The organism is Streptomyces griseocarneus (assembly GCF_014655595.1).
Taxonomy (GTDB): Bacteria; Actinomycetota; Actinomycetes; order Streptomycetales; family Streptomycetaceae; genus Streptomyces; species Streptomyces griseocarneus.
This window is the reverse complement of record NZ_BNBL01000001.1, coordinates 538,012-563,952: the sequence shown is the minus strand read 5'-3', so window position 1 is coordinate 563,952 and position 25,941 is coordinate 538,012. Positions and strand designations below refer to the sequence as shown.

Here is a 25,941-nt window from a genome sequence, read left to right as displayed (position 1 = left end):
GCCGGGCGGGCCGCCCAGGCGTCATCTGTCGCTGTTGTGGGCATTCCGTACGGCAGACTTGAGGGTCGAAGACCGACAACGAGGATGGTCAATGCCGATCACATCAGCCACGGGCCGCTCCGCCGGCTCCGCCCCGGTCCCCGCCGACGACACCGCTGAACCGATCATGCTGGAGCTGGTCGACGAGAACGGCAGAACCATCGGGACCGCCGAGAAGGTCTCCGCCCATCTCGCGCCCGGCCGGCTGCACCGTGCCTTCTCGGTCTTCCTCTTCGACGACGCCGGCCGGCTGCTGCTGCAGCGCCGGGCCCTGGGGAAGTACCACTCCCCCGGCGTGTGGTCGAACACCTGCTGCGGCCACCCCTACCCGGACGAGCCGCCCTTCGTCGCCGCCGCCCGCCGCACCGGCGAGGAGCTGGGACTGGCGCCCGCGCTGATGCGCGAGGCCGGGACCGTGCGCTACAACCACCCCGACCCTGCCTCGGGCCTGGTCGAGCAGGAGTACAACCACCTCTTCGTGGGGACGGTGCGGGCCGAGCCCAGCCCGGACCCGGAGGAGATCGCGGAGACGGCGTTCGTGACGCCCGGGGAGCTGGCCGGGCTGCTGGAGAAGCATCCGTTCTCGGCGTGGTTCACCACGGTGCTGGACGCCGCCCGGCCGGCGATCCGGGAGCTCACCGGGGACGCAGCGGGCTGGTAGGCGAGGGGCGCAGCGGCAGGGCGGCCCAGACCACCTTGCCGCCCGTCGCCGTGTGCTCGACGTCGCAGCGGCCGCCGGCCTCCTCGACGGTGGCCTGGACCAGCAGCAGGCCGCGGCCGCCCGTGCGCGGCTCGTCGTCGGGGTACGCCTCCAGCGGCCTGGGCCGGTAGGGGTGGCTGTCCTCGACGGCCACGCGCACCCACTCGGGGCCGAGGGAGACCTCCAGGCCCACCTCCGGGGAGAGCAGCGCCGCGTGCTGGACGGCGTTGGTGACCAGCTCGGAGACGATGAGCAGCAGTCCCTGCAGCAGGTCCTCGCGCAGCGGTACGCGCTGGCGGCGCATCAGGTCGCGGACGGCGTGCCGGGCGCGGGGGACGGTGCTGTCGAGCGCGGGGGCGGTGTACCGCCAGGTCCCGTCGTACTCGGCGGACTTCCGGGGCCCGGGCGCGTGCCCCGGCTCGGGCGGGACGCTCCCGAGTGTCTCCATGTCCGATACCAACCCCTCGCCGTGGCTCGACCGCACGGATCGAGTGTTGGGAACCCTGGGCTCCGCACCGGCGAGCTGACAGGAAGTCGATGTCTATCGACGGGATTTGATCGTGCGCGTATGCCGCGGTCACGCTCACGACAGTTCCTGGCCTGCCGGTTCACCCTTCAATGAGCGATCCGGATGCGCGTACGGCCCGGATAGCATCCGGCGCATGGAGCCCGCACTGCGTCTGGACGTCGACGGCGCCACCGCCACCGTCCGCATCGCCCACCCCGCCAAGCGCAACGCCATGACCACGGACATGTGGCGGCTGCTGCCGAAGCTGCTGCGGGACTGCGCGGCCGATCCGGCCGTACGGGTGCTGGTGCTGACCGGCGAGGGCGACACCTTCTGCGCGGGGGCGGACATCTCCTCGCTGACCGCCGACGGCGGCCGGGAGTCGAGGGACCTGGCGGTCGCGGCCGAGGAGGCCCTGGCGGCCTTCCCCAAGCCCACGATCGCGGCGGTGCGCGGCCATTGCGTGGGCGGCGGCTGCCAGCTCGCGGTCGCCTGCGACCTGCGGTTCGCGGCGGAGGGGGCGTCGTTCGGCATCACCCCGGCACGGCTGGGCATCGTCTACGCCGCCTCCTCCACCCGCCGCCTGGTGGATCTGGTGGGCCCGGCCACGGCCAAGTACCTGCTGTTCTCGGCCGAACTGATCGACGCCGGACGGGCGCTGCGCACGGGCCTGGTGGACGAGGTGTGGCCGCGCGAGGAGCTGGACGGGCGGGTGGCGGAGTTCGCCCGCACGCTGGCCTCGCGCTCGCAGCTGACCCAGGCGGCGGCCAAGGAGTTCGCGGCCGGCCCGGTGGACGAGGGCCGCCTCGCGTACTGGGCCGCGCAGGCGAGCGGCAGCGGCGACCCCGCCGAGGGGGTCGCCGCGTTCCTGGAGCGCAGGACCCCGCGCTTCGGATGGACGCTCTGACGCGGCCGGGTCCGGCACCGTCCGGCCGGCGGGTTCAGACCCCGCGGACCGAGCGCCACTCGGCGACGAGGTCGGCGGGGGCCGTCCGGGGGGAGCCCGCGTCGTAGGGCGGCCGCGGGTCGTACTCGATCAGCAGCTGGACCGACTGGGCGACCCGGTCGCCGGCGATCCGGCCCGCGAGCGCGAGCCCCATGTCGATGCCGGCGGAGACCCCGGCGGCGGTGACGTACTTGCCGTCGGTGACGACCCGCTCCCCGGCCGGCTCGGCACCGTACTCGGCGAGCCGCTCGAGGTACAGCCAGTGCGAGGTGGCGCGGCGGCCCTCGAGCAGCCCGGCGGCCGCCAGGATCAGCGAGCCGGTGCACACCGACGTCGTCCAGGTGGTCCCCGGGTCGGTCGCCCTGAGCCATTCGGTGACGGGGCCGGGCTCCAGGGGCAGGTTCGCCGGCGGGCCGCCGGGCACGACGACGACGTCCGGGTCGGTCAGGTCCTCCAGCGCGGCGGAAGCCACGAGCGCGGTGTGCCCGCTGTCGTTGCGTACGGGGCCGGGCCGCTCGGCGACGAAGTACGGCTCGGCGCCGGGCAGGCGGCCGAGGGTCTCGTACGGGCCGATGGCGTCGAGGGCGGTGAAGCCCGGGTAGAGCAGGATGGCGATCTTCATGGTGATGCCCTTCTGTCGGACGGTCAGGCGGATGGGTGCACGGCGGGCTCCGGGGGCGGGAACCCGCGCCGGTAGGCGGCGGGACCGGCGCCCAGGGCGCGGACGAAGGCGCGGCGCATGGCCTCGGGCGTGCCGTAGCCGCAGGCCCGGGAGACCTCCTCGACGCCCCGGCCGGTGTCCTCCAGCAGCCGCCGGGCGGCCTCCAGCCGCACCTGGCCGACGTAGCGACCCGGCGTGATGCCCACCTCGGCGCGGAAGGCGCGGGCGAAGTGGCGGGGCGAGAGGCCGGCCCGGGCGGCGAGGGCCTCGACGGTGAGGTCGGCGCCCGGGTGTTCCACGATCCAGTGCTGGATCTCGCGCAGCGGCGGACGGCCGGCGATCTGGACGGCGAGCGGGGCGCTGAACTGCCGCTGGTTTCCCGGGCGGCGCAGGAAGACCACGAGATGGCGGGCGACACGGAGCGCGACCCGGCGGCCGAGGTCCTCCTCGATCAGGGCGAGCGCCAGGTCGATGCCCGCGGTCACCCCGGCCGACGTGGCCAGCCGGCCGTCGCGCACGAAGACCGGCTCGCGCTCCAGCCGTACCGCGGGGAACCGCTCGGCGAAGTCGTCGCAGAAGGCCCAGTGCGTGGTGGCGCGGCGACCGTCGAGCAGCCCGGCGGCGGCGAGCAGGAACGCCCCGGTGCACACGGAGACGAGGCGGCCGGCCGACGGTCCGTTCTCCCGCAGCCAGGCGACGAGCCGCGGGTCCGGCGCGGCGACGGCGTCGCCCCCGGGGACGAGCAGGATGTCGGCGGCGGGCCGGCCCTCGAGCGTGCCGTCGGGGACCAGGCGCAGCCCGCTGTGCGTCCGCACGGGCCCGCCGTCGACGGTCGCGGTGCGCACCCGGTAGGCGCCCCGGTCGCCGGCCTCGGCGGACGCACAGGTGAACGCCTCGAGCGGACCGGTCACATCCAGGCTCTGGAGTCCGTCGAAGAGGACGATCAGCACGGTGCGGCGGGTGGTCATGCCGCTCATGTTCGGTCCGTGGCGCCGATGGCCGCAATGACGAGCTCCCCTCCTTTCCTGCCATCGCTCCGGACCTTCCGGCACGTACTAAGCGGTCGCTAATGTGGGCCCATGGACTCTCTGCCCGCACGCGCCGTCCGGCGCTGTTCCGCCCACGTCAACGCCCTCCACTCGACCGTCTACTTCTCGCCCGACATCCAGCGGGAACTGGGCGCGCTGGGCCTGGAGCACCACCGGGCCGTCTACTTCGCCTCGCGCGCGGCCGCGCTCGGCCGGGTCGGCGCGGGCACCGTGACGGCCGTCTTCCACAGCTTCAAGCACGAGCTCGTGGCCGAACACATCCCCCACGCCTGGGACGTCGTCACCCCGGAGGAGGTCCTCGCCGCCCGGCTGCGGGCCGCCGACAGCACGCTGCGGCGGGTGCTCGGCGAAGAGCTCGCCGGCTCCCCCGGGACGGCCGAGGCCGCGGAGCTGGCGCTGCGCGCCGCCGAGGCCTGCCAACGCGCCGCCCGGCCGCTGTACTCCGCGAACGCCGACCTGCCCGTGCCCGACGCCCCGCTCCTCGCCCTGTGGCACGCCACCACGCTGCTGCGCGAACACCGCGGCGACGGACACCTGATGGCCCTCACCCGCGCCGGACTCGACCCCGTGGAGGCGCTCGTCAGCCACACCGCCACCGGGCGCGGCATGTCCCTGCAGTGGCTGGCGCGCACGCGCGGCTGGAGCGAGGCGGAGCTGACGGCGGGACAGGACCGGCTGCGGGCGCGCGGCCTGCTCGACGCCGACGGAGGGCTCACCGAGGCCGGCGCCGCGCTGCGCGAGGAGCTGGAGGCGGAGACGGACGTTCTGGACACGGCCCCCTACGAGCACCTGGGCGCGGACGACGTCGCACGCCTGACCGAGCTGATGAAGACCTTCACCTCCGCCGCCATGAAAGCGGGCGCCTTCCCCGCCGACCTGCGCGGCTAGTCGCGGTCCTGCCTTCCCGGCGGTACCTGCCACAATGCAGGTTCGCGGCCCATCGCGGCCCGGGAGACAAAGCGGAGCGTGATCGTGACGACGTCGACGTCGATCGAAGGCAGGATCGCCGAGGAACTCGGCGTACGGGAACGGCAGGTGCGGGCGGCCGTCGAATTGCTCGACGGCGGGTCGACCGTGCCCTTCGTCGCCCGCTACCGCAAGGAGGCCACCGGCGCCCTCGACGACGCACAGCTGCGCACGCTCGAGGAGCGGCTGCGGTATCTGCGGGAGCTCGAGGAGCGGCGGACGGCGGTCCTGGAGTCCGTACGGTCGCAGGGCAAGCTGGACGAGGCGCTGGAGGCGCGGATCCGCGAGGCCGACTCCAAGGCCCGGCTCGAGGACATCTACCTGCCCTTCAAGCCCAAGCGGCGCACCAAGGCGCAGATCGCCCGGGAGGCCGGGCTCGAGCCGCTGGCCGACGGGCTGCTCGCCGACCCCGGCGTCGAGCCGCTCGCGGCCGCGGCCGCCTTCGTCGACCCGGACAAGGGCGTCGCCGACGCCGCCGCCGCGCTCGAGGGCGCCCGGGCCGTGCTGACCGAGCGCTTCGGCGAGGACGCCGACCTCATCGGCGAGCTGCGCGAGCGCATGTGGACGCGCGGGCGCGTGGCCGCGAAGGTGCGCGAGGGCAAGGAGGAGGCGGGCGCGAAGTTCGCCGACTACTTCGACTTCGCCGAGCCCTTCACCGCGCTGCCCTCGCACCGCGTCCTGGCCATGCTGCGCGGCGAGAAGGAGGAGGTCCTCGACCTCTCCCTGGAGCCGGAGCCCGCCGGCGAGGCCGTGGCGGGCCCCAGCTCGTACGAGCAGATGATCGCGCGCCGCTTCGGGATCGCCGACCGGGGCCGGCCCGCCGACAAGTGGCTGGGCGACACGGTCCGCTGGGCCTGGCGCACCCGCGTCCTGGTCCACCTCGGCATCGACCTGCGGCTGCGGCTGCGCCAGGCCGCCGAGGACGAGGCGGTCCGCGTCTTCGCCGCCAACCTGCGCGACCTGCTGCTGGCCGCCCCCGCCGGCACCCGCGCCACCATGGGCCTCGACCCCGGCTTCCGCACGGGCGTGAAGGTGGCCGTCGTGGACGCCACCGGCAAGGTGTGCGCCACCGAGACGATCTACCCGCACGTCCCGCAGAACAAGTGGGACGCCTCCCTGGCCACGCTGGCGCGGCTGGCCCGCGAGCACGGCGTGGAGCTCGTGGCCATCGGCAACGGCACGGCCTCCCGCGAGACGGACCGGCTGGCCACCGACCTGATCTCCCGCCACCCCGAGCTGAAGCTCACCAAGGTGATGGTCTCCGAGGCGGGCGCCTCGGTGTACTCCGCCTCGGCCTTCGCCTCCCAGGAGCTGCCGGACCTCGACGTCTCGCTGCGGGGCGCGGTGTCCATCGCCCGGCGCCTGCAGGACCCGCTCGCCGAGCTGGTCAAGATCGACCCCAAGTCGATCGGCGTCGGCCAGTACCAGCACGACCTCTCCGAGGTGAAGCTCTCCCGCTCGCTCGACGCCGTCGTGGAGGACTGCGTCAACGGCGTCGGCGTCGACGTCAACACCGCCTCCGCCCCGCTGCTCTCCCGCGTCTCCGGCATCGGCTCGGGCCTCGCCGAGAACATCGTCGCCCACCGCGACGCCAACGGCCCCTTCCGCTCCCGCAAGGGCCTCAAGGACGTGGCCCGGCTCGGCCCCAAGGCCTACGAGCAGTGCGCCGGCTTCCTGCGCATCCGCGGCGGCGACGACCCGCTGGACGCCTCCAGCGTCCACCCCGAGTCGTACCCCGTCGTCCGCGCCATGGCGAAGACGACCGGCGGCGACGTCGCCGCCCTCATCGGCAGCACGGCGGTGCTGCGCTCGCTGCGGCCCGAGCAGTTCGTCACCGACTCCGTCGGTCTGCCGACCGTCACCGACATCCTGCGCGAGCTGGAGAAGCCGGGCCGCGACCCGCGACCCGCGTTCCGGACGGCGACCTTCAAGGACGGCGTCGAGAAGATCGGCGACCTGGCGCCGGGGATGCTGCTCGAGGGCGTCGTCACCAACGTCGCCGCCTTCGGGGCCTTCGTGGACGTCGGCGTCCACCAGGACGGCCTGGTGCACGTCTCGGCGATGTCGAAGACGTTCGTGAAGGACCCGCGGGATGTGGTCAAGCCGGGCGACATCGTGCGGGTGAAGGTGCTGGACGTCGACATTCCGCGCAAGCGGATTTCGCTGACGCTCAGGCTGGAGGACGAGGCGTCGGGTGGCGGGGGCAAGGCCGCTGCGGGCGAGCCCCGGAAGCGTACGGAGCGCCCGGAGCGCTCCGGTGCGCCCCGGCCCCGCCGCGGGGACGCTCGTGCGGCGGCTCCCGCCGACGGGGCGATGGCGGACGCGCTGCGGCGGGCTGGTCTGCTGCGGGGCTGAGCGTTTCCCGGGGCTCCGCCCCGGACCCCGGTCCTCAAACGCCGGACGGGCTGAAATCAGTCCGTCCGGCGTTTGGCACTCACTGCTCCGTAACGCGTCCCTCGGCCACCTCGAGGCGCCTGGTCACAGCGACAGCGTCCAGCATGCGCCGGTCGTGCGTCACCAGCAGCAGCGTCCCGTTGTACGACTCGAGCGCCGATTCGAGCTGCTCGATCGCCGGGAGGTCGAGGTGGTTGGTGGGCTCGTCCAGGACGAGGAGATTGACGCCCCGGGCCTGCAGGAGGGCCAGCGCGGCCCGGGTGCGCTCGCCCGGGGAGAGGGTGACGGCGGGGCGCAGTACGTGCGCGGCCTTGAGGCCGAATTTGGCCAGCAGGGTGCGCACGTCGGCCGGTGCCAGTTCGGGGACCGCGGCGCCGAAGGCGTCGAGCAGGGCCTCGCCGCCGAAGAACAGGGCCCGGGCCTGGTCCACCTCGCCCACGACGACGCCCGGCCCCAGCGCGGCGCTGCCCTCGTCCAGCGGCAGCCGGCCGAGCAGGGCGGCGAGGAGGGTGGACTTGCCGGAGCCGTTGGCGCCCGTGACGGCGACCCGGTCCGCCCAGTCGATCTGCAGGTCGACGGGGCCGAAGGTGAAGGAACCGCGCCGCACCACCGCGCCGCGCAGGGTCGCCACGACCGCGCCGGAGCGCGGCGCCGCGGCGATCTCCATCCGCAGCTCCCACTCCTTGCGGGGCTCCTCGACGACGTCGAGCCGCTCGATGAGGCGCTCGGTCTGGCGGGCCTTGGCGGCCTGCTTCTCGGTCGACTCGGTGCGGAACTTCCGGCCGATCTTGTCGTTGTCGGAGGCCTTGCGGCGGGCGTTCTTGACGCCCTTCTCCATCCAGTTGCGCTGGGTGCGGGCGCGGGCCTCGAGCGAGGCGCGGGTGTCGGCGTACTCGTCGTAGGCCTCGCGGGCGTGCCGGCGGGCGGTCTCGCGCTCTTCCAGGTAGGCGGCGTAGCCGCCGCCGTAGAGGTTGACCTGCTGCTGGGCGAGGTCGAGCTCGAGGACCTTGTCGACGGTGCGGGCGAGGAACTCGCGGTCGTGGCTGACGAGGACCGTGCCGGCGCGCAGGCCGGTGACGAATTCCTCCAGCCGGGCCAGGCCGTCCAGGTCGAGGTCGTTGGTCGGCTCGTCCAGCAGGAAGACGTCGTAGCGGCTGAGCAGCAGCGAGGCCAGCCCGGCGCGGGCGGCCTGGCCGCCGGAGAGGGCGGTCATGGGCCGGTCCAGGCCGACGGTCAGGCCCAGCGAGCCGACGACCTCGTCGGCCCGCTCGTCCAGGTCGGCGCCGCCGAGGTCCAGCCAGCGCTCGAGGGCGGTGGCGTAGGCGTCGTCGGCGCCCGGGGCGCCGACGACGAGGGCCTGGGTGGCGGTGTCGAGGGCGGTCTGGGCGGCGGCGACGCCGGTGCGGCGGGCGAGGAAGGCGCGGACCGTCTCGCCCTCGCGCCGCTCGGGCTCCTGGGGCAGGTGGCCGACGGTCGCGGCCGGCGGGCTGAGCCGCAGCGTGCCCTCCTCGGGCCGGTCGAGGCCGGCGAGGAGGCGGAGCAGGGTGGACTTGCCCGCGCCGTTGGCTCCGACGAGACCGATGACCTCACCGGGCGCGACGACGAGGTCGAGTCCGGAGAAGAGGGTGCGGTCGCCGTGCCCGGCGGCGAGATCCTTGGCGACGAGGGTGGCACTCATGAGGCCACCGACTCTATCCGGTGGCCTCCCGGGCGCCGAACCGGTTTTCGTCGTGCGCCCGGCCGTGCGCCCCGGCGCCCACCCGCGTGACCAGGACGTCGCCGTACGTGCGCGCCACGACGAAGGCCACCCGCGGCCCGAGCGGCACCCGGTGGCAGCCGGGCTCGAGCAGGCCGTCGAACACCTCGAGCATCCGGGCGCCGCGCAGCCGCCCGGGCCGGTAGGCCGTCACCCGCACCCGGCAGGCCTCGGCCGTCTCCACGCGCGCCTCCCCCGCCACCGCGCTCAGCCCGGTCAGCCGGCGCTCGCCGCCGGGGACGCTCCGCAGCGCCTGCTCCAGCTGCGCGACCAGCAGCTCCGCGGCCGGCGCCGGCGTCTCGAGGAAGGTCACGTCGCCGCCCGCCGCCGCGAACGCGGCCCGCACTGCGGCGCGTTCCGCCTCATCGACCGTACGGTCGAACGCCACCGCCCCGTACGTCCGTAGCTCGTCCGCGTGAGCTCCGGCCGCGTCGTGGGTGATCTCCGCGCCGATGCCGCCGGCCCGCAGCCCGGCCGCGGCGCGGGCGAAGAGGGCGACGCGGGGGCCGACCAGCAGGGCGCGCCGGGCGGGCGGGGCGGTCCCGTCGGCCGTCAGCGCGGCGAGCGCGGCGCGGTACTCGTCGGCGCGGAAGCGGAAGGGCCCGACGCCGGGGTAGCCGTCGCGCGCGGGGTCGGTGCTCTCGCCGGTCTGCCAGGCGAAGTCCCGCCAGACGACGTCCGCGCCCTCGCGCTCGACGACGGCGGTGACGACCCCGCATTCCAGCCGTGCGCACTCGGGGCAGGCGTAGAGGACGTATCGCCCGCTCTCCAGCGGCGGATCGGCGCACGGCCCGTCCTGCGGCAGCAGGGCGCGTGCGTGCGGGGTGAGCGGGGAGGGGGCCACGTCGGAGGCGAGCGGCGAGACGGCCCCGGCCGCGGCGAGGAGCGCGAGCAGGGGTCTGCCGTCGACGACGAAGTCGGTTGATTCCCGGCGCACTTGACCGGCGCCGGCGGTCGGCTCCGCGCCGGCGCGGGGCACCGCTTCCAGCGCGAGGGACGCGTACTCCACTGCCATGCACGGTCTATTCCCCCGCGTGCGCCGCTTCGAGCCCGGCGGCGGCGTTTTCGCCTGTACCGTCACCCCCATGGCAAGCGATGTGATCGTGGTCGGCGCCGGCGTCATCGGCCTGACCAGCGCGGTCGTGCTGGCGGAACGCGGGCGCGGCGTCAAGGTGTTGACGCGCTCGCCGTCCTCGGAGACCACGTCGGCGATGGCCGGCGGGCTGTGGTGGCCCTACCGGATACAGCCCCAGGAGGCGGCCGGGCGCTGGGCGCTGCGTTCGCTGCCGGTCATGGCGGGGCTGGCCGGGCAGCCGGAGACCGGGGTGCGGATGGCCTCCGGTACGCACGCGGGCCTGACACCGGCGGAGTTGGGGCCGTGGTCGGCGCGGGTTCCGGGGCTGCGGGCGGCCCGGGAGGCGGAGCTGCCGCGCGGGTACGACCGGGGGGTGCGCACCCGGCTGCCGTTGCTCGACATGGCCGCCCATCTCGCCTACCTGCAGCGCCGGCTGGCGGCGGCGGGCGGCACGGTCACGGTGCGCGCGGTGCGTTCGCTCGCGGAGGCGGGCGAGGGGGCCGCGGCGGTGGTGAACTGCACGGGCCTGGGCGCCCGCGACCTCGTCCCCGATCCGTCGGTCCACCCGGTGCGGGGCCAGCTGGTCGTGGTGGAGAACCCGGGCGTCGAGGAGTGGTTCACCGCCGTCGACGACCACAAGGGCGACACCCTGTACGTCTTCCCCCAGCCGTACGGCGTGGTGCTGGGCGGCACGGCCTGCGAGCACGTGTGGGACCGCACGCCCTCGCCGTGCACCGCGCAGGCGATCATCAGCCGCTGCTCGCGGGTGTTCCCCCGGCTGGCCCAGGCCCGGATCCTCGGGCACCGCGTGGGGCTGCGGCCGGGGCGCCCGCGCGTGCGGCTGGAGGCCGAGCGGCTGCCGTCGGGTGCCCGTCTGGTGCACAACTACGGCCACGGCGGCGCCGGCATCACGGTGTCCTGGGGGTGCGCGGTGGAGGCGGCGGACCTGGTGGAGGGCTGACGCGGGGCGGCTCCCGGCCGGGGGCCGCCCCGCGTCGGAGGGCCGGGTCAGCGCAGGGGTGCGGGCGCGGGCGCGCGCAGGCCGTTCAGGGGTGCGCGGGGACGCTCGTACGCCGGGTCGCTGTGGCGCGTGGCACGGGCGAAGGCCCGCCGGCCGCCGACGAACGGCAGGCTCGCCTCGCTGCGGGCGAGGTCCACGGTCAGCCGGGGCGTGGTGGAGGCCGGCTCCAGCAGGCGGGCGTCCGTGCCGGCGACGATCAGGGCCAGGCGGTGGCCGGCGGGGACGACGTGGTCGGTGGCGGCCAGGTCGAGGGTGATGGTGTAGGGCCGGCCGGGGGTCAGCGGGCCGCCGTGGGAGAGGTCGGCGTGGTGGCCGAGGTCGGCCCAGCCGCGGCTGAAGACCGTGTGGGCGACGTTCGCGGTGTCCGCCTCGGTGCGCTTGAAGCAGCCGCTGTCGCCGGTGGTGCCGCTGCCCCAGCAGGTGCGGTCGGCCAGGGTGCGGATGCCCTCGCCGCCCGCGGCGTAGTCGCGGATCTCTGCGGCCCCGAGGTCGACGAGGACGGCCGACAGGTGGGCGGAGGCGGTGGACGGGGTGACCGTGAGCCGGACCGTCGAGGAGCCGGACAGCCGCAGGCCGGCGGTGAGCGGCGGGGTGGTGAAGCCGGCCTTGGCCGGCGTCGTCTCGTCGACGCGGGAGGCCCAGTCGCTCTCGCTCAGCCGCGGGTCGTCGGTGAAGGCCCCCACGGCCCCGGCGGGCGCGGGCCGGGTGCCCAGGGTGCCGACGCCGGGGGCCGGGCCGGGGGCGGGGCGCAGGGTGGTGGGGGCGGTGGCGCCGGGCGGCCAGACGCGGTCGGTGGTCCACTGGCCGGGCGCACGCTCGATGTCGGCCATCGGCTCGCGCTCGACGCCGTTGTCGTAGCCCATCAGGTAGTGGTCGAACCAGCGGTGCAGCGCGGGGACCCAGCTCTCGCGGCGGAAGTCGAAGGGGTCGACGTGCCCGGCCTGGGAGAGCCACACCTTGCGCTCCACGCCCTGCTCCGCGAGGGCGTCCCACCACTGGCCGAAGTGCTTGGTGCGGACGTTGAGGTCCTGCATGCCGTGGATCGCGAAGACGCTGGCGCGCACCTTGCGGGCGTCCGGCAGGTAGTCGCGCTCGCTCCACAGCGGCGTCCAGTCGCCGTTGCGCGGCGCGCCCTGGACGAGCGCGCGCTGCACGGCCTGGCAGCGGCCGCGCGCGGCGGGGCTCTCGACGCGGTCGGCGAGGGCGTCGGGGCCGCTGCCGAAGAGGGCAGCGCCCCGGGCGAAGTAGTAGTCGTACCAGGAGCTGATGGCGCCGATGGGGACGATGGTCCTCAGGCCCGGTACGCCGGTGGCTGCGACGCCGTTGGCGATGGTGCCGTCGTAGCTCTTGCCGATCATCCCGACGGCCCCGGTGGACCAGTCGGCCCGGGCGGCCGCCCGGCCGGTGCGGGAGGCGTAGCCGCGGGCGCGGCCGTTCAGCCAGTCGACGACGGCCTTGGCGGACTGGATGTCGGAGCGGCCGCCGACGTCGACGCAGCCGTCGGAACGGTTGGTTCCGGCGAGGTCGACCAGGGCGACGGCATAGCCGCGCGGTACGAAGAAGTTGTCGTAGTACAGGGGAAATTGGACCGGCTTCCCCTGCGCGTCATAGGTCTTCTTCTGACTCTCGTTGCCTCGGCCGCAGCAGGAGTAGTACGGGCTGGCGTCCATGACCACCGGTACCCTGCGGCCCTGTTCGGCGGGCTCGCGGGGGCGGATGACGTCGACGGCGACCCGGTCGGTGCGGCCGTCGCCGTCACCGTCGATCCCGGTGTCCACCCAGACGGATTCGCGTACGGCCCGGTCGTAGGAGTAGACGGGTCTGCTCTCGTCCGCCGCGCCCGGGACGGCGGCCGCCGCGGAGGCGGCGAGCGGGGCCGGCAGGAGAAGGGCGGCCAGGGCTGTCAGGGCCGCCACCAAGGGAGTTGTCCACGCTGTGCGGTGGTTCCGCGTGTGTATCGGCACGGGCGGACGGTAGCGCGGGGGGCGAGCGGACAGAAGGGGTCGGGGGTGTTCAGGAGGTGGCCGGGAGCGTTCTCATGACACCCACATGTCGATCACATGTCGGAACGCACCATGGACATGGCCCTTCCCTCAATGAGTACATAGGCTCCGAGTGATCTTTCGCCCCCCTACGAGTTGGAGTGACTCGTGCGTCACAGACTCATCGTTCCGAGCGCGGCCGCCGCCTTCATGCTGCTGGCGGTCCCGGCTTCGGCCGCCGACGCCACGCCCGGCGCGCCGGGAGCCGGAGACGCGTACTACCCGGCGTCGGGCAACGGCGGCTACGACGTCTCCCACTACGACCTGCGGCTGAAGTACGAGCCGAAGTCCGACAAGCTGGACGGCACGGCGACGCTGACCGCCACCACCACCCAGGCGCTCTCCCGCTTCAACCTCGACTTCGCCCTGAAGGTGAGCGAGGTGCTGGTCAACGGCAAGCCCACCGCGTTCACCAGGACCGGTGACCACGAACTGGAGATCACGCCCGCCTCCCCGCTGGAGCAGGGCAAGGAGATCACGGTCGTCGTCCGCTACAGCGACACCCCGTCGCAGGTGAAGATCGGCGGCTACTCGGCCTGGCAGCGCACCCCGGACGGGGCCGTCGTGGCCAACGAGCCGGAGTCGGCCGTCTGGTGGTTCCCGAGCAACGACCACCCGCGCGACAAGGCCACGTACGACATCTCGGTCTCGGTGCCGGACGGCCTGCAGACGGTCAGCAACGGCGAGCTGAAGTCGCAGACCTCCAAGCTGGGATGGACGCGCTACAACTGGCGCGCCACCAAGCCGCAGGCCAGCTACCTGACCACGCTGGCCGTCGGCAAGTTCGACATCACCACCGACAAGACGGCCGACGGACTGCCGGTCCTCAACGCCTACAGCAAGGACCTGGGCGACAACCTCGCCTCGGCCAAGGCCAGCGTCGGGCGCACCACCGAGATCATCGACTGGGAGAGCAAGGTCTTCGGGCCGTATCCCTTCAACGCCATCGGCGGCTACGTGCCGAACGTCAAGACCGGCTACGCGCTGGAGACCCAGACCCGGCCGTACTACAGCCCCTCGGGCTTCGCGAACGGCGCCAACACCTCCCTGGTCGTGCACGAGCTCGCGCACCAGTGGTTCGGCGACAGCGTCTCGGTGAAGAACTGGCGTGACATCTGGGTCAACGAGGGCTTCGCCACCTACGCGCAGTGGCTGTGGTCGGAGAAGGAGGGCGAGGGCACGGCCCAGCAGCTCGCCGACTACATCTACAACGGCATTCCGGCGGACAACGAGTTCTGGAAGGTCAAGCCGTCCGACCCGGGCGCGGACAAGCAGTTCCACTCCGCCGTCTACAACCGCGGCGCCATCGCCCTGCAGGCGCTGCGCAACAAGGTCGGCGACAAGACGTTCTTCGCGCTGATCAAGGACTGGACGGAGCAGAACCGCTTCGGCAACGGCTCGGTCGAGGACTTCGTGAAGTTCGCCGAGAAGGCCTCCGGCAAGCCGCTGCAGAAGCTGTTCGACACCTGGCTGAACACCGCCTCGAAGCCGAGCGCGGCCGCCGCCGCCAAGGACGGCATCGGCAAGGCCACGGCGGGCGCGTCCGGCAAGTCGCTCAAGGCCGCCGAGCCCAAGTCCTGGAAGAAGATCCAGGAGGCCCAGCGGGCCCACCGGCACTGACCCGGACCCGCTCCGGTCGCACGCGAGGGCCCGTCGCCACCGGCGACGGGCCCTTCGCCGCATCCGGCCACGAGGTTTCACAGCGGTGGTGGCACAGCAATACTGTTGAGCCGGAAGGGCGCGAGCAGGAAAGGCGGGCACCGCACATGGCCACCGAAGCCGAGGACGCGGCGGAAACGCACCTCACCGTCGACGAGTTGGCGGCCCGCGCCGGGGTGACCGTGCGCACGGTGCGCTTCTACGGCGCGCGGGGCCTGCTGCCCCCGCCCGAGATCGGCCCGCGCCGGGTCGGCCGCTACGGCCAGGGCCACCTCTCGCGGCTGGCGCTGATCGAGGAGCTGCAGCACCAGGGGCTGACGCTGGCCGCCATCGAGCGCTACCTGCGGCGCCTCCCGGACGACCTCAGCGCCCACGACCTGGCCATCCACCGTGCCCTCGTGGCCTCCTGGACCCCGGACAAGGCGGAGGAGACCCCCCGTGCGCACCTGGAGCGGCGGGCCGGACGGTCGCTGACCGAGGAGGACGTCGAGCGGCTCGTCGCCATGCACGTGGTGGAGCGGACGGACGGCGACGACGACACCTTCCGGGTGGACCCGGCCCTGCTGGGGCTGGGCGTCCAGCTGCTGGACGTGCCCCTGCGGCTGGAGACCATACGCGCGGCCCGGGCCGTGCTCCTCGAGCACGCCCGCGCCACGGCCCGCGAGCTGACCCGGCTCTTCCACGACGAGGTGTGGGGGCCCTACAGCGCCCGGGAGAGCGACCCGGAGGAGGTCGAGGCCATGAAGTCGCTGTCGGCCCACATGCAGCCGCTGGTGGTGCAGGCGCTGGTGACGGCCTTCCAGCGGTCGCTCAAGCAGGAGCTGCGGGCCACGTACGGGGGCTGAGGCACCGCCCGGGCCCCCGTACGCCGCGCCGCTGCGGATCAGTCCGTGAAGGTCTCCCCCTTCTCCGCCTTCTCCACCAGCAGCGCCGGCGGCGCGAACCGCTCGCCGTACGCCGCCTCGAGCTCGCGCGCCCGGGCCAGGAAGCCGGGCAGGCCGCCCTCGTAGCCGTTGACGTACTGCAGCGCGCCGCCCGTCCAGCCGGGGAAGCCGATGCCCAGGATCGAGCCGATGTTGGCGTCGGCCACGGAGGTCAGCACGCCCTCCTCGAGGCAGCGGACGGTGTCCAGCGCCTCGGAGAAGAGCATGCGCTCCTTCATGTCGGTGAACGGGATCCGGACGTCGTCCCGGCCGAAGTGCTCCGCCAGCCCCGGCCAGAGGCCGGTCCGCTTGCCGTCCGCGTAGTCGTAGAACCCGGCGCCGCCGCCGCGGCCGGTGCGGCCGAACTCCTCGACCATCCGGTCGATGACCGCGTCGGCCGGGTGCGGGGTCCAGGTGCCGCCGGCCTCCTCGACCGCGCGCCGGCTCTCCTCGCGGATCTTCCGGGGCAGGGTGAGGGTCAGCTCGTCCATCAGGGAGAGGACCTTCGCGGGGTAGCCGGCCTGGGCGGCGGCCTGCTCGACGGAGGCGGCGGGGACGCCCTCGCCGAGCATGGCGACGCCCTCGTTGATGAACCGCCCGATGACGCGCGAGGTGAAGAAGCCCCGCGAGTCGTTGACCACGATCGGCGTCTTGCGGATCTGCCGGACCAGGTCGAACGCGCGGGCGAGGGCCTCGTCGCCGGTCCGCTCGCCCTTGATGATCTCCACCAGCGGCATCTTGTCGACGGGCGAGAAGAAGTGCAGGCCGACGAAGTCGGACTGCCGCTCGACGCCCTCGGCCAGCAGGGTGATGGGCAGGGTGGAGGTGTTGGAGCACAGCAGCGCGTCCGGCGCCACGACGTGCTGGATCTCCTGGAAGACCTTGTGCTTGAGCGCGGGGTCCTCGAAGACGGCCTCGATGACGGCGTCGCAGCCCGCGAGGTCGGCGACGTCGGCGGTCGGGGTGATCCGGGCCAGCAGCTCGTCGCGCTTGCGCTCCGTCGTACGGCCCTTGGCCAGCGCCTTGGCGAGCAGGCCCTCGGAGTAGGCCTTGCCCTTGCGGGCGTTGTCGGCCGAGACGTCCTTGAGGACGACCTCGATGCCGGCCCGGGCACAGGCGTAGGCGATGCCCGCGCCCATCATGCCGGCGCCGAGGACGGCGACCTTGCGCACCGCGCGCGGCTCGGTCCCCTGGGGGCGGTTGGCGCCGGAGTTGACGGCCTGCATGTCGAAGAAGAACGCCTGGATCATGTTCTTGGCGGTCTGCCCGGTGACCAGCTCGGTGAAGTAGCGGGCCTCGATGACCTGCGCGGTCTCGAAGTCGACCTGGGAGCCCTCGACGGCGGCGGCCAGGATGGCGCGCGGCGCCGGGTAGGGGGCGCCGCCGGTCTGCTTCTTGAGGGTGGCGGGGAAGGCGGGCAGGTTCGCGGCGAAGCGGGGGCTGGCCGGGGTGCCGCCGGGGATCTTGTACCCCTTGACGTCCCACGGCTGCCGGGCCTCGGGGTTGGCGTCGATGAAGGCGCGGGCCCTGGCCAGCATCTCGTCGGCGTCGGAGGCCACCTCGTGCACCAGCCCGGCCTCGAGGGCGCGCCGGGGGTCGTACTGCGTGCCCTGCAGCAGCAGCTTCAGCAGCGCGTCGGTGATGCCGAGGAGGCGTACGGTGCGGGTGACGCCGCCGCCCCCGGGCAGCAGGCCGAGCGTGACCTCGGGCAGGCCGATCTTCGAGCCGGGGGCGTCGAGGGCCACGCGGTGGTGGCAGGCGAGGGCGATCTCGTACCCGCCGCCGAGGGCCGCGCCGTTGACGGCGGCGACGACCGGGACGCCCAGGGTCTCGATGCGCCGCAGGTCGCGCTTGACGGCAAGGCCCGCCTCGAACACGCGCCGGGCGTCGGCGGGCGTCGCGGCGATCAGGTCGCGCAGGTCGCCGCCGGCGAAGAAGGTCTTCTTGGCGGAGGTGATGATCACGCCCCGCACGGACTCCTTCTCGCTCTCCAGGCGGTCGGCGACCGCCGCGAGGGAGGCCGCGAAGGCGTCGTTCATGGTGTTGGCGGACTGCCGGGGGTCGTCGAGGACGAGGGTGACGACGCCGTCGCCGTCCTGCTCCCAGCGGATGGTGGTGGGCTCGCTCATTGTTCTCGAAGTCTCCAGAGGTAGGGGGGAGCGGCTAGACGCGCTCGACGACCGTGGCGATACCCATGCCGCCGCCCACGCACAGCGTGACCAGCCCGTACCGCTTGTCCTGGCGTTCCAGCTCGTCGACGACCGTGCCGAGCAGCATCGCGCCGGTGGCGCCCAGCGGGTGCCCCATGGCGATGGCGCCGCCGTTGACGTTGATCCGGTCCAGGCCGATGCCCATGTCCTTGGCGAAGCGCAGCACCACGGCCGCGAAGGCCTCGTTGATCTCGATGAGGTCGATGTCGCCGATGCTCAGCCCGGCCTTGGCCAGGGCCTTTCGGGCAGCGGGGGCGGGGCCGGTGAGCATGATGGTGGGCTCGGAACCGGAGACGGCGGCGGAGACGATCCGGGCCCTCGGGCGCATGCCGTAGCGCTCGCCGACCTCGCGGCTGCCGATGGCGACGAGGGCGGCGCCGTCGACGATGCCGGAGGAGTTGCCCGCGTGGTGGACGTGGTCGATCTTCTCGACCCAGTGGTACTGCTGCAGCGCCACGGCGTCGAAGCCGCCCTGCTCGCCGATGGCCGCGAAGGAGGGCTTGAGCGCGGCGAGCGACTCCGCGGTGGTCCCGGGCCGCAGGTGCTCGTCGCGGTCGAGGACGACGAGGCCGTTGCGGTCGCGCACCGGCACCACCGAGCGGTCGAAGCGGCCGTCCTTCCAGGCCGCCGCGGCCAGCTCCTGGGAGCGGGCGGCGAAGGTGTCGACGCCGAACCGGGAGAACCCCTCCAGCGTGGCGATCAGGTCGGCGCCGATGCCCTGGGGCGCGAAGTTGACCTCGGAGTTGGTCATCGGGTCGGCGAACCAGGCGCCGCCGTCGGAGGCCATGGGCACCCGGGACATCGACTCCACGCCGCCCGCGAGGACGAGGTCCTCCCAGCCCGAGCGGACCTTGGCGGCGGCGAGGTTGACAGCCTCCAGGCCGGAGGCGCAGAAGCGGTTCTCCTGGACACCGGCCACGGTGTCGGGCAGCCCGGCGGCGATCGCGGCGATGCGGGCGATGTCGGAGCCCTGGTCGCCGACGGGGCTGACGACGCCGAGCACGATGTCGTCGATCGCGGCGGGGTCCAGGTCCGGGAAGCGCCGCCGCAGCTCGTGGATGAGGCCGACGACGAGGTCGATGGGCTTGGTGCCGTGCAGCGCGCCATTGGCCTTGCCGCGCCCGCGCGGGGTGCGGATCGCCTCGTATACGTACGCTTCGGTGCTCAAGGTCGTAAGCCTTTCGGGGGCCGGAGGGGAGCGGGGAGTTCCCCCGCCGGGGGCAGGGGGAGGGTCAGGAGAGCAGGGAACGGCCGATGATCTCCTTCATGATCTCGGTCGTGCCGCCGTAGATCGTCTGGATCCGGCCGTCGGTGAAGGCCTTCGCCACCGGGAACTCGGTCATGTAGCCGTAGCCGCCGTGCAGCTGCAGACAGCGGTCGGCGACGCGCTTCTGCAGCTCGGTGGCCCACCACTTGGCCATCGAGGCGTGCACCGCGTCGAGCTCGCCGCGGTCGTGGTCGGTGACGCAGCGGTCGAGGAAGGCGCGGGTGACGGCGCATTCGGTGGCCATCTCGGCGATCTCGAAGCGGATGTGCTGGAGCTTCGCCAGCGGCCGGCCGAAGGCCTCGCGCTCCTTGACGTAGCGCGTGGTGGCCTCCAGCAGGTGCTCGGCCGCCGCGATCGCGGACACGGCGATGCTCAGCCGCTCCTGCGGGAGGTTGGCCATCAGGTGGAGGAACGCGCCGTTGAGCTCGCCCAGGAGGTTCTCCCTGGGCACCCGGACGTCGTGGAAGAACAGCTCGGCGGTGTCCTGTGCCTTCTGGCCTATCTTGTCGAGGTTGCGACCGCGCTCGAAGCCCGGCATGCCCCGCTCGACGACGAACAGGCTCAGCCCCTTGGCCCCGCCCTCCGGCGTCGTCCTCGCCACGACGACGACCAGGTCGGCGAGGATGCCGTTGGAGATGAAGGTCTTCGAGCCGTTGAGCAGCCAGTGGTCGCCGCGGTCCTCGGCGGCCGTGCGGATGCCCTGCAGGTCCGATCCCGCGCCCGGCTCGGTCATGGCGATCGCGCTGATCGTCTCCCCCGAGCAGAAGCCGGGCAGCCAGCGGCGCTTCTGCTCCTCGGTGGAGAGCTTCGCCAGGTACGGACCGACCATGTCGTTGTGCAGCGCGACCGCGAGGCCGGCCGCTCCGGCCCGGGTGAACTCCTCGGCGAGCACGACGCCGTAGCGGAAGTCGGGGTTGCCCCCACCGCCGTACTCCTCGGGCACGGCGAGCCCCAGCAGCCCCTGCCGTCCGGCGGCCAGCCAGGCGTCGCGGGAGACGATGCCGTCCTCCTCCCAGCGTGCGTAGTGCGGGGCGACCTCCTTGGCGAGGAAGGCGCGCACGGTCTCCCGGAAGGCCTCGTGGCCGGGGGTGAAGATCTGACGCTTCATCTGTTCGGGCTGCCTTTCTGCCGGTCGGTCTCCTCGAGGCCGGGCACGCCCCAGTCACGGGCCACCTCGGCGGTGTGGGCGCCCGGCCTTGCCGGCGGCCGGCGCAGGGAGCCGGGGGTGGCGGAGAAGCGCGGGGCGGGGGCCGGCTGGGTGATGCCGGCGTGCTCGGCGAACGTGCCGCGGGCGGCCAGGTGCGGGTGGCCGGGGGCCTCGCGCAGGGACAGCACGGGCGCCACGCACGCGTCGGTGCCCTCGAAGACCTCGGTCCACTCGGCGCGGGTGCGCTGCCGGAAGCGCGCGGCGACGGCCGCCCGCAGCTCCTCCCAGCGGCCGGCGTCGGCGCGCGCGGCGGCCTCGGCGTCGTCGAGGCCCAGCAGGCGGGCGAACTCGGCGTAGAAGCGGGGTTCCAGCGCGCCGACGGCCATGTGGCCGCCGTCGGCGGTCTCGTACGTGCCGTAGAAGGGCGCGCCTCCGTCGAGGAGGTTGGCGCCGCGCCGGTCCTGCCAGCCGCCGGCCGCCAGCATGGCGTGGATCATCGCGGTGAGGTGGGCGGTGCCGTCGACGATGGCGGCGTCGACGACCTGTCCGGTGCCGGTGGCGCGGGCGTGCTGGAGGGCGGCGAGGACGCCGACGACGAGGTAGAGGGAGCCGCCGGCGTAGTCGCCCAGGAGGTTGGCGGCGGGGTAGGGCGGGCCGTCGGCGGGGCCGGTCATGCCGAGGGCGCCGGTGACGGCGATGTAGCCGATGTCGTGCCCGGCGGCGTGGGCGAGGGGTCCCTGCTGGCCCCAGCCGGTCATCCGTCCGTAGACCAGCGCGGGGTTGCGGGCGAGCGCGGCGTCGGGGCCGACGCCGAGGCGTTCGGCGACGCCGGGGCGGTAGCCCTCGAGGAGGATGTCGGCCCGGCCGGCCAGGTCGAGCACGGCGGCGGGGCCGCCGGGGCTCTTGAGGTCGACGAGCACCGAGCGTTTGTTGCGGTTGGTGATGTCGTACGCCGGGTCGATGTGCAGCCCCGGCCCGCCGGGCCGGTCGACGCGGACGACGTCGGCGCCGAGGTCGGCGAGCAGCATCGCGGCGAAGGGCCCGGGCCCGATGCCGGCGAGCTCGAGCACGCGCACTCCGGTGAGCGGACCGCTCGCCATCGTCTCCGTCATGCGGCCGCCCCCACGCTCGATGCCTTATGACACAACTGCTGTCACAGTCATGCTGTCAGTGATGTTAAGAACGTGTTCCACCGTCCACAAGCCCCCTCCGCCCCTCATCGCGCGTCGAGTTGGGCGATGAGCCGCTTGGGTGCGATGACGCGGTAGCTCTCCTCGACCCAGTCGCAGAGCAGGCCGGCGGGCGCGCCGGCGAGCGGGACGCTCACCCAGCCGTGTCTGCCCAGCCCGTACGCCGTGGGCGCGGCGCCGGGGACGGCCAGGGCGTGGCCGTGGGCCTCCTCGTCCTTGAGCTTGACGGAGATGCCGGGGGATTCGCTCTCCCCCTCGGCGCCGAGGAACACGAAGATCTTCTTGTTGACCTTGACGACCGCGTCGTCGCCCCAGGGGAACTCCTCGACGGCGCCGGGGAGGGAGAGGGCGAATTCACGGACCTTGGTGCGCTGGGCGGCGGACACGGGGGCCTCCACATGGGCCGGTCGGGGCGTTCTCTGGTGACCTCGATGGTGCCCCATGCCACTGACATCGCGGCCCGTGCGGCGCGCGGACGCCGGGCCCGCAACCGGCAGCCCGGCGGCCCGGCGGTTACAGCAGCCCGGCCTCGGCCAGCAGCCGCCGCACCCGCGCCACCGCCTCGGCCGGCAGGGGCCGCAGCGGCGCTGCGGTGGCCGCGGACTCGATGACCCCGAGCGCCCGCAGCGCCTCCTTGAAGCCGCCCAGCGCCGCCGCGCTGCCGCTCATCTCCGCCGTGGCCCCGGCGTCCACCAGCGCGAACAGCGCCGCCAGCCGGTCCTGTTCGGCGGCCGCCTCCGCCCAGCGCCCGGCGCGGGCGTGCTCGTACAGGCGTACGTAGCCGGCCGGGTCCACGTTGCCCAGCCCCGGCACGACGCCGTCCGCGCCCGCCAGCAGCGCGCCGTCGACCGTCAGCTCGGAGCCGGTCAGGACCGCGAAGTCGTGGGCGCGCCCCCGCTCGCGCAGGGCGACCAGCAGCCGCCGCAGGGCGCCGAGGTCCCCGCTGCTGTCCTTGAGCCCGGCGAGGGTGCCGTCCCCGGCGAGCTCGAGCAGCGTCGGGGTCGTGAGCTTGGTGTGCACGGTGGACGGGATGTCGTAGGCGAGGAGCGGCAGCCCGGCACCGGCCCGGACGCGCCGGAAGTGGTCGGCGACCTCGGCCGGATGGGTGCCGGTGTAGAACGGCGCGGTGGCGACGAGCGCGTCGGCGCCCAGCGCGGCGGCCGCGCGGGCGTGCTCCAGGACGCGGGCGGTGGTCATGTCGATGACCCCGGCCAGCACGGGCACCCGGCCGGCGACGGCCTCGAGGGCGGCCGCCAGCGCGGCCGAGCGCTGGGCGTCGGTCAGATGGGCGCTCTCACCGCTGGTCCCCAGGACGAAGACGGCATGAACGCCGGCCCCCAGGACGTGCTCGACCAGGGCGCCGAGGGAACGGGTGTCGACCTCGCCGTCGGCGGTGAGCGGCGTGCAGAGCGGGGGGACGACCCCGGAGACGACCACGCGCCGACTCTGGCCGACGGCCGCGGTGACGTCAAGGGCGCCCCTGGCCGGCCAGCGCCCGCCGGCAGAGCGCGTCGGCGGCACGGGTGGTCTCCGGCAGCCGGAAGCGCGGTGCCAGCCGCAGGACGTGCTCGCACGCCTGGTCGAGGCCGACCCGGTGGCCGACGGAGACGAAGACCGGCTTGACGCCGGGCTGGGTGCGCAGCGCGCGCCCCACCTCCTCCTCGCCGTCCAGCAGCGGCGAGGCGTCGCCGCGGAGCGGCCCCGGCGGCTCGAAGCGGAAGGTGAAGGGGTTCTTCGCGACGCCGACGACCGGCAGGCCCGTCAGCACCCCGAGGTGGCTGGCCAGGCCGAAGCGGCGGGGGTGGGCGAGGCCGTAGCCGTCGCAGACGACGAGGCCGGGCGTGAGGTCCAGCCGGGCGAGGGCGTCGAGGACGGTGGGGATCTCACGGAACGCCAGCAGGCCCGGCACGTACGGGAAGGAGACCCGGCCGACCGCCGTGGCCTCGGCGACGACGTCGAGCGTGGTGGCGTCCAGCGCGACGGCGGCCGCCGCGACGACGTCGTGCTCGTCGTCGTACGCGACGTCCACGCCGACCGCCACCAGGGGCGCGCCGGGCGGCGGCCCGGGCTCGTCCAGCACCACCCGCCCCCGCAACTCCTCCTGCACGGCGGTCGCTTCCGCCTCGGTGGTGGGCCAGTCGGGGGGCAGGGCGTGCGGTGCGTCAGTCATGGTGCCCCCCACGCTAAGGGACACGCGCGCCACGCCCGTCGGCGGGCACCGTCCCGCCGCCGGGCCGCGGCGTAGCCTGTCGATCATGTTTGTACTGGAACTGACCTACATCGCCCCCATCGAGCGCATCGACGCGGCCCTGGCGGAGCACGTCGCCTGGCTGGACGCCCACTACGCGTCCGGCGTCTTCATCGCCTCCGGCCGCAAGGTGCCGCGCGACGGCGGGATCATCCTGGCCCTCGGCGACGACCGGTCGAAGATCGAGGAGATCACCCAGAGCGACCCGTTCACGGTGGCGGGCGTGTGCGAGTACACGATCACGGAGTTCATCCCGACGAAGACCTCGGAGGCGATGGCGCCCTACCGCCAGGAACTGCCGTCCTGAGCGAGCCGGCCCTACCGCCCCGTGCCCAGGCGCGCGGCGCGGCCCTTCTCCCCGGCCGCCCAGCAGGCGCCGTCGGGGGCGCAGTCGACCGTGTCGTACGAGCCGGTGTCGAAGCCCTGCCAGCGGCGGCCGCCGTCCGTGCTGACCTCGCTGCCGGTGGGGCCGACGGCCAGGGCCGTGGCGCGGTCGCGGGGCAGCCAGGCGACGCCGGAGCGGTAGGCGGCCGGCGGCCGGGGCGCGGACGTCCAGCGCCCGCCACCGTCGCCGCTGAGGGCCGCGGCGGCCGGCGACGGCTGCCCGGTGCGGTAGTCGCCGCCGACGGCCAGTCCGTGCGTACGGTCGCGGAAGGCGAGCGCGAACACCCCGCGCGCCGGGTCGCCGGCCGGCACCGGGGTCGCGGTGGCCGTCCAGGTGCGGCCCCGGTCGGCGGAGTGCAGGACGCGGGAGGTGGCCGCGCCGCCGGTGGCGATCCACGCGTCGCGGCCGCCGGAGCTCACCACGCACTGGCCGCTCGCGGCGAAGGCCGCCTCGCCGGGCAGGGCGGCGGGCATTCCCTCGGAGGGCGTCGGGCGCCAGCTGCGCCCGCCGTCGCCGGTGGCCAGGACGCGGAACCTGCCGTCGACGGGGTCGCCCAGCACGATGCCGTGCCGGCGGTCGAAGAACGTCACGCAGTCGTAGAAGGCCCTCGGGTCGGTGTTGCGGAACGTCTCGGTCCAGCTGGCTCCGCCGTCGTCGGTGCGCAGGATCCTCGAGGCCTCGCCCTCGCCGATGGCCAGGACCACCGCGTGCCGCGCGTCGAACGCCTCGACGTCGCGGAACTCCAGGGCTCCCGCGCCCGGCGGCGAGACGTCGCGCCAGCGGCGACCGCCGTCCCGGGTGAGCAGGACCGTCCCCTTGGTGCCGGCCAGCCACGCCGTGGACCGGCCGACGGCCGCCAGCCCCCGGAAGCGGGCGTCGGAGCCGGTGTCCTTGGCCTCCCAGGACAGGCGGGGCGGGTGCGGGGCGGCGTGCGCCGAGGGCGCCGTCCCCGCCAGGGCGAGGGCGGCCCCGCAGGCCCCCGCCAGTACTGCGCGCAACGTCTTCCCCATCCGCTTCATGAAGGGGGAAGCTAGCGGAGCGGCGGCGACGCGTCCACGACAAGAGCCGGGCGGCCCCGGACGCGCAACGGGCGGTGCTGCCGGTGCCGGAGGGGCCCGGTTGACGCGTGACACCGCCACCCTTGGGACTATTCCTTCAAGTTCATTGACGTAGAAGGCAAATGTCTTCTTTTGAAAGGGCAGTGATACAGCTCACGCTCGAATCATGTGCACTACGACGATCGTTCGCTCGTCTCACCAGACGAGGACGTCGTAACGGCACGGAAGAGCACCACCGGAAAACAACCGCAAGGGAGCTGGCGTTGTCCACTGTCATCGAACAGGCTGTCCAGGCACGGATCATCGCGTCGGCCCCGCCGTCCCGGACGGTTCCCGCGCGTCTGCTCTACCGGCGCTCCGACCCCTTCGCCGTGCGCGTGGCCTTCCCTCCGGCGGCCTCCCTCGACGGGGCGGACGTCGAATGGGCCTTCGCCCGCGAGCTGCTGGCGCGGGGCCTGCTGCGCTCGGCGGGCGGCGGCGACGTACGGGTGTGGCCGTGCGGCCCGCACCGCACGGTGCTGGAGTTCCACGCGCCGGAGGGCGTGGCCATGGTGCAGATCGACACCCCTGAGCTACGGGCGTTCCTGGCCCGCACGTACACGCTGGTCCCGGTGGGCGGCGAGGGCGGCCACCTCGACGTGGACAGCGACCTGGCGGCCCTGCTGCGCCAGGCCTGACGGCGCGACCCGCCCGGACC

At 74.1% G+C, this 25,941-nt stretch carries 23 protein-coding genes; 9 read left to right on the top strand and 14 right to left on the bottom strand.

Annotated elements, in window-relative coordinates:
• Positions 1-91: 91 nt before the first annotated feature.
• Positions 92-700 (top strand): isopentenyl-diphosphate Delta-isomerase, encoded by a 609-nt coding sequence (idi, locus tag IE295_RS02375; RefSeq protein ID WP_190061705.1) that lies wholly within the window; start codon positions 92-94, stop codon positions 698-700.
• Here idi and IE295_RS02370 read toward each other — a convergent pair.
• The gene (locus IE295_RS02370; protein ID WP_190061704.1) at positions 675-1,187 is read right to left on the bottom strand and encodes an ATP-binding protein; all 513 of its coding nucleotides are present in this window, start codon (positions 1,185-1,187) and stop codon (positions 675-677) included. The genes idi and IE295_RS02370 overlap by 26 nt on opposite strands.
• Before the next feature lie 214 nt (positions 1,188-1,401).
• Here IE295_RS02370 and IE295_RS02365 point away from each other — a divergent pair, with 214 nt between their 5' ends.
• Positions 1,402-2,154, top strand: a complete 753-nt coding sequence (locus IE295_RS02365) for an enoyl-CoA hydratase/isomerase family protein (RefSeq protein WP_190061703.1) — start codon at positions 1,402-1,404, stop codon at positions 2,152-2,154.
• A gap of 34 nt (positions 2,155-2,188) precedes the next feature.
• On the opposite strand, the gene IE295_RS02360 is transcribed toward IE295_RS02365, so the two are convergent.
• Together IE295_RS02360 and IE295_RS02355 are read right to left on the bottom strand one after the other, a co-directional pair.
• Positions 2,189-2,815: a DJ-1/PfpI family protein gene (locus IE295_RS02360; protein ID WP_190061702.1), complete on the bottom strand. Its 627-nt coding sequence runs from the start codon at positions 2,813-2,815 to the stop codon at positions 2,189-2,191.
• A 23-nt stretch (positions 2,816-2,838) separates the two neighbouring features.
• Positions 2,839-3,822 carry a GlxA family transcriptional regulator gene (locus tag IE295_RS02355; RefSeq protein WP_443732306.1) on the bottom strand — a complete coding sequence of 328 codons (984 nt, stop codon included), beginning with the start codon at positions 3,820-3,822 and terminating at the stop codon, positions 2,839-2,841.
• A gap of 111 nt (positions 3,823-3,933) precedes the next feature.
• On the opposite strand from IE295_RS02355, the gene IE295_RS02350 reads away from it, so the two are divergent.
• Positions 3,934-4,791 (top strand): SCO6745 family protein, encoded by an 858-nt coding sequence (locus IE295_RS02350; protein WP_190061700.1) that lies wholly within the window; start codon positions 3,934-3,936, stop codon positions 4,789-4,791.
• A gap of 84 nt (positions 4,792-4,875) precedes the next feature.
• Complete coding sequence (locus IE295_RS02345) at positions 4,876-7,224, top strand: Tex family protein (RefSeq protein WP_372478796.1); 2,349 nt, start codon at positions 4,876-4,878, stop codon at positions 7,222-7,224.
• Positions 7,225-7,303: 79 nt separating this feature from the next.
• Here the strand turns inward: IE295_RS02345 and IE295_RS02340 are convergent, their stop codons facing one another.
• Both IE295_RS02340 and IE295_RS02335 read right to left on the bottom strand, forming a co-directional pair.
• The gene (locus IE295_RS02340; RefSeq protein ID WP_190061698.1) at positions 7,304-8,941 is read right to left on the bottom strand and encodes an ABC-F family ATP-binding cassette domain-containing protein; all 1,638 of its coding nucleotides are present in this window, start codon (positions 8,939-8,941) and stop codon (positions 7,304-7,306) included.
• A gap of 13 nt (positions 8,942-8,954) precedes the next feature.
• On the bottom strand, positions 8,955-10,034 hold the full coding sequence (locus IE295_RS02335; protein ID WP_224322968.1) for an oxidoreductase: 1,080 nt from the start codon (positions 10,032-10,034) through the stop codon (positions 8,955-8,957).
• A 70-nt stretch (positions 10,035-10,104) separates the two neighbouring features.
• Here IE295_RS02335 and IE295_RS02330 point away from each other — a divergent pair, with 70 nt between their 5' ends.
• Positions 10,105-11,055 carry an FAD-dependent oxidoreductase gene (locus IE295_RS02330; protein WP_190061697.1) on the top strand — a complete coding sequence of 317 codons (951 nt, stop codon included), beginning with the start codon at positions 10,105-10,107 and terminating at the stop codon, positions 11,053-11,055.
• Between the two features lie 47 nt (positions 11,056-11,102).
• Here IE295_RS02330 and IE295_RS02325 read toward each other — a convergent pair whose 3' ends face one another.
• Complete coding sequence (locus IE295_RS02325) at positions 11,103-13,073, bottom strand: Xaa-Pro dipeptidyl-peptidase (RefSeq protein ID WP_190062367.1); 1,971 nt, start codon at positions 13,071-13,073, stop codon at positions 11,103-11,105.
• A 192-nt stretch (positions 13,074-13,265) separates the two neighbouring features.
• Here IE295_RS02325 and IE295_RS02320 point away from each other — a divergent pair, with 192 nt between their 5' ends.
• Both IE295_RS02320 and IE295_RS02315 read left to right on the top strand, forming a co-directional pair.
• Positions 13,266-14,777: a M1 family metallopeptidase gene (locus IE295_RS02320; RefSeq protein ID WP_190061696.1), complete on the top strand. Its 1,512-nt coding sequence runs from the start codon at positions 13,266-13,268 to the stop codon at positions 14,775-14,777.
• Between the two features lie 146 nt (positions 14,778-14,923).
• Positions 14,924-15,661, top strand: coding sequence for a MerR family transcriptional regulator (locus IE295_RS02315; protein ID WP_190061695.1), 738 nt, complete (start codon positions 14,924-14,926; stop codon positions 15,659-15,661).
• 38 nt (positions 15,662-15,699) lie between these two features.
• Here the strand turns inward: IE295_RS02315 and IE295_RS02310 are convergent, their stop codons facing one another.
• From IE295_RS02310 to IE295_RS02280, 7 genes are all read right to left on the bottom strand, one after another.
• Positions 15,700-17,868 carry a 3-hydroxyacyl-CoA dehydrogenase NAD-binding domain-containing protein gene (locus tag IE295_RS02310; RefSeq protein WP_190061694.1) on the bottom strand — a complete coding sequence of 723 codons (2,169 nt, stop codon included), beginning with the start codon at positions 17,866-17,868 and terminating at the stop codon, positions 15,700-15,702.
• Positions 17,869-17,902: 34 nt separating this feature from the next.
• Entirely contained in the window at positions 17,903-19,117 is a 1,215-nt protein-coding gene (locus tag IE295_RS02305) for an acetyl-CoA C-acetyltransferase (RefSeq protein WP_190061693.1), read from the bottom strand.
• 64 nt (positions 19,118-19,181) lie between these two features.
• The gene (locus tag IE295_RS02300; protein WP_190061692.1) at positions 19,182-20,324 is read right to left on the bottom strand and encodes an acyl-CoA dehydrogenase family protein; all 1,143 of its coding nucleotides are present in this window, start codon (positions 20,322-20,324) and stop codon (positions 19,182-19,184) included.
• Entirely contained in the window at positions 20,321-21,475 is a 1,155-nt protein-coding gene (locus tag IE295_RS02295) for a CaiB/BaiF CoA transferase family protein (protein ID WP_224322966.1), read from the bottom strand. Before IE295_RS02295 ends, IE295_RS02300 begins: the two co-directional genes overlap by 4 nt.
• Positions 21,476-21,579: 104 nt before the next feature.
• The gene (locus tag IE295_RS02290; RefSeq protein WP_372478795.1) at positions 21,580-21,939 is read right to left on the bottom strand and encodes an MmcQ/YjbR family DNA-binding protein; all 360 of its coding nucleotides are present in this window, start codon (positions 21,937-21,939) and stop codon (positions 21,580-21,582) included.
• A gap of 127 nt (positions 21,940-22,066) precedes the next feature.
• The gene (locus IE295_RS02285) at positions 22,067-22,990 is read right to left on the bottom strand and encodes a dihydrodipicolinate synthase family protein (RefSeq protein ID WP_190061690.1); all 924 of its coding nucleotides are present in this window, start codon (positions 22,988-22,990) and stop codon (positions 22,067-22,069) included.
• 31 nt (positions 22,991-23,021) lie between these two features.
• The gene (locus tag IE295_RS02280) at positions 23,022-23,723 is read right to left on the bottom strand and encodes an endonuclease V (RefSeq protein ID WP_190061689.1); all 702 of its coding nucleotides are present in this window, start codon (positions 23,721-23,723) and stop codon (positions 23,022-23,024) included.
• Between the two features lie 85 nt (positions 23,724-23,808).
• Between IE295_RS02280 and IE295_RS02275 the strand changes: the two genes are divergently transcribed.
• Positions 23,809-24,108 carry a YciI family protein gene (locus tag IE295_RS02275; RefSeq protein WP_190061688.1) on the top strand — a complete coding sequence of 100 codons (300 nt, stop codon included), beginning with the start codon at positions 23,809-23,811 and terminating at the stop codon, positions 24,106-24,108.
• A gap of 11 nt (positions 24,109-24,119) precedes the next feature.
• Here the strand turns inward: IE295_RS02275 and IE295_RS02270 are convergent, their stop codons facing one another.
• Positions 24,120-25,205: a WD40/YVTN/BNR-like repeat-containing protein gene (locus IE295_RS02270; protein WP_372478794.1), complete on the bottom strand. Its 1,086-nt coding sequence runs from the start codon at positions 25,203-25,205 to the stop codon at positions 24,120-24,122.
• Between the two features lie 302 nt (positions 25,206-25,507).
• Here IE295_RS02270 and ssgD point away from each other — a divergent pair, with 302 nt between their 5' ends.
• Positions 25,508-25,921: a spore wall synthesis regulator SsgD gene (gene ssgD / locus IE295_RS02265; RefSeq protein WP_086572067.1), complete on the top strand. Its 414-nt coding sequence runs from the start codon at positions 25,508-25,510 to the stop codon at positions 25,919-25,921.
• Positions 25,922-25,941: the final 20 nt, after the last annotated feature.

What these genes read in the sequence shown, in the direction of transcription:
- idi (WP_190061705.1), top strand. Translation starts at nt 92, where the DNA reads ATGCCGATCACATCAGCCACGGGCCGCTCCGCCGGCTCCGCCCCGGTC.
- IE295_RS02370 (WP_190061704.1), bottom strand. Translation starts at nt 1,187, where the DNA reads ATGGAGACACTCGGGAGCGTCCCGCCCGAGCCGGGGCACGCGCCCGGG.
- IE295_RS02365 (WP_190061703.1), top strand. Translation starts at nt 1,402, where the DNA reads ATGGAGCCCGCACTGCGTCTGGACGTCGACGGCGCCACCGCCACCGTC.
- IE295_RS02360 (WP_190061702.1), bottom strand. Translation starts at nt 2,815, where the DNA reads ATGAAGATCGCCATCCTGCTCTACCCGGGCTTCACCGCCCTCGACGCC.
- IE295_RS02355 (WP_443732306.1), bottom strand. Translation starts at nt 3,822, where the DNA reads ATGACCACCCGCCGCACCGTGCTGATCGTCCTCTTCGACGGACTCCAG.
- IE295_RS02350 (WP_190061700.1), top strand. Translation starts at nt 3,934, where the DNA reads ATGGACTCTCTGCCCGCACGCGCCGTCCGGCGCTGTTCCGCCCACGTC.
- IE295_RS02340 (WP_190061698.1), bottom strand. Translation starts at nt 8,941, where the DNA reads ATGAGTGCCACCCTCGTCGCCAAGGATCTCGCCGCCGGGCACGGCGAC.
- IE295_RS02335 (WP_224322968.1), bottom strand. Translation starts at nt 10,034, where the DNA reads ATGGCAGTGGAGTACGCGTCCCTCGCGCTGGAAGCGGTGCCCCGCGCC.
- IE295_RS02330 (WP_190061697.1), top strand. Translation starts at nt 10,105, where the DNA reads ATGGCAAGCGATGTGATCGTGGTCGGCGCCGGCGTCATCGGCCTGACC.
- IE295_RS02315 (WP_190061695.1), top strand. Translation starts at nt 14,924, where the DNA reads ATGGCCACCGAAGCCGAGGACGCGGCGGAAACGCACCTCACCGTCGAC.
- IE295_RS02310 (WP_190061694.1), bottom strand. Translation starts at nt 17,868, where the DNA reads ATGAGCGAGCCCACCACCATCCGCTGGGAGCAGGACGGCGACGGCGTC.
- IE295_RS02300 (WP_190061692.1), bottom strand. Translation starts at nt 20,324, where the DNA reads ATGAAGCGTCAGATCTTCACCCCCGGCCACGAGGCCTTCCGGGAGACC.
- IE295_RS02295 (WP_224322966.1), bottom strand. Translation starts at nt 21,475, where the DNA reads ATGACGGAGACGATGGCGAGCGGTCCGCTCACCGGAGTGCGCGTGCTC.
- IE295_RS02280 (WP_190061689.1), bottom strand. Translation starts at nt 23,723, where the DNA reads ATGACTGACGCACCGCACGCCCTGCCCCCCGACTGGCCCACCACCGAG.
- IE295_RS02275 (WP_190061688.1), top strand. Translation starts at nt 23,809, where the DNA reads ATGTTTGTACTGGAACTGACCTACATCGCCCCCATCGAGCGCATCGAC.
- IE295_RS02270 (WP_372478794.1), bottom strand. Translation starts at nt 25,205, where the DNA reads ATGAAGCGGATGGGGAAGACGTTGCGCGCAGTACTGGCGGGGGCCTGC.